2 protein-coding genes and 1 pseudogene are annotated in these 1,355 nt (G+C 60.7%); 2 read left to right on the top strand and 1 reads right to left on the bottom strand.

Annotation, left to right across the window (positions count from 1 at the left end):
- Both NW837_RS09085 and NW837_RS09090 read left to right on the top strand, forming a co-directional pair.
- A partial coding sequence (locus NW837_RS09085) for a TOBE domain-containing protein (protein WP_414330852.1) occupies positions 1-241 on the top strand: 241 nt, incomplete at its 5' end.
- Positions 235-1,185, top strand: coding sequence for an ABC transporter permease (locus NW837_RS09090; RefSeq protein ID WP_414330854.1), 951 nt, complete (start codon positions 235-237; stop codon positions 1,183-1,185). The genes NW837_RS09085 and NW837_RS09090, both read left to right, overlap by 7 nt.
- On the opposite strand, the pseudogene NW837_RS09095 reads toward NW837_RS09090, so the two are convergent.
- Positions 1,168-1,355 (bottom strand): annotated as a pseudogene (locus NW837_RS09095) (Rieske (2Fe-2S) protein); the annotation flags it as partial. The gene NW837_RS09090 and the pseudogene NW837_RS09095 overlap by 18 nt on opposite strands.

Below are 1,355 nucleotides of genomic sequence, written 5' to 3' on the forward strand. Positions count from 1 at the left end.
CAGCGGCTGGGATCTGCTGCCCAACCAGGTGCCGGTGCGGGTGGAAAACCTCATCTACACTGGGGCTGAGAACCAATACCTGTTGCGGACAAACCAAGGTCAGCAGCTCAAGGCCACGGCCCTCAACACCGATATTGAGGATGCAGGGTTTGAGATCGGCGCAGCGCTGGTGGCCCACCTACCCCCGAAAAGCCTAATCCGTTTGCGACCGGATCCCCGTCAGGAGGAGACTGGATGTTGAAGCTGCCATCTCCTGTGGGCAAGTGGATCCCTGGCCAAGCCCAGGTGCGATTTGGGGAGCTGCTCACCCCTTGGCAGGAGTTGGGGCGCAGCCTAATTTTTGCTGGGCCAGGGGTGCTGTGGGTGATGGTTTTTCTGGTGCTGCCGGGGCTGTTGCTGTTGGTGTGCAGCTTTCTCAGCCGCGGGGAGTTTGGCCAGATTCAACTGCCCCTGACCCTGGAGAACTATCTGCGCATTCTCGGCTTTGGCCCCTTGGGATGGACGCCCATCTACTGGCAGATCTTGGGCCGCAGCCTGCTGGTGGCGGGGGTGACCACCTTTTTTTGCGTGCTGCTGGCCTACCCATTGGCTTTCTTCATTGCCGCCCACCCACCCCGACAACGGGATCTGTTGCTCACCTTGGTGGTGGTGCCCTTTTGGACGAACCTGGTGATCCGCACCTATGCCTGGATGGTGGTGCTGGCCCCGGAAGGGTGGCCGGCTCGCTTGGCGGCCTGGCTGGGCTGGATCCCACCGCAAACGGCTCTGTATCCCAGTTGGCTGGCGGTTTATCTGGGCATGGTCTACACGTTTTTGCCCTACATGGTCTTGCCCCTGTACACGGCGGTGGAGCGCATCGATTGGCGGCTGGCGGAAGCGGCACGGGATCTCTATGCCAAGGGTTGGCAGGTCTTTTCGTGGGTGCTTCTGCCCCAGACCTTGCCTGGACTGGCGGCGGGCCTCATTCTGGTGGGGATCCCGGCTTTCGGCATGTTCGTAGTGCCGGATCTGTTGGGGGGCAGCAAAACGCTGTTGATCGGGAATGTGATTCAGTTGCAGTTTGGCTCCAGCCTGGACTATCCTTTCGGGGCGGCCCTCAGCTTTTTGGTCACCGGCCTCACCCTGGGGTTGATCTACGCCTACAGCCGCTACGCTGGCACCCGCAGCCTAGAAAATCTGGTTTGAGGAGCTGCTGTGGGCTTTAAGCAGAGCCGCCAATTGCTTGCGCATCAGGATCCCGGGCTTATCGGTGAGCATGTGCTGTTCGGCGCTGAGGGTGAGGGGCACGTCGGGATCCGTGGTCTCCAAAATGGCTTTGTCTTCCAGGGTCACGGCCCGGTCAAAGCGGATAACCT

The sequence above is a fragment of the Synechococcus sp. R6-10 genome (assembly GCF_047461815.1).
Lineage (GTDB): Bacteria > Cyanobacteriota > Cyanobacteriia > Thermostichales > Thermostichaceae > Thermostichus.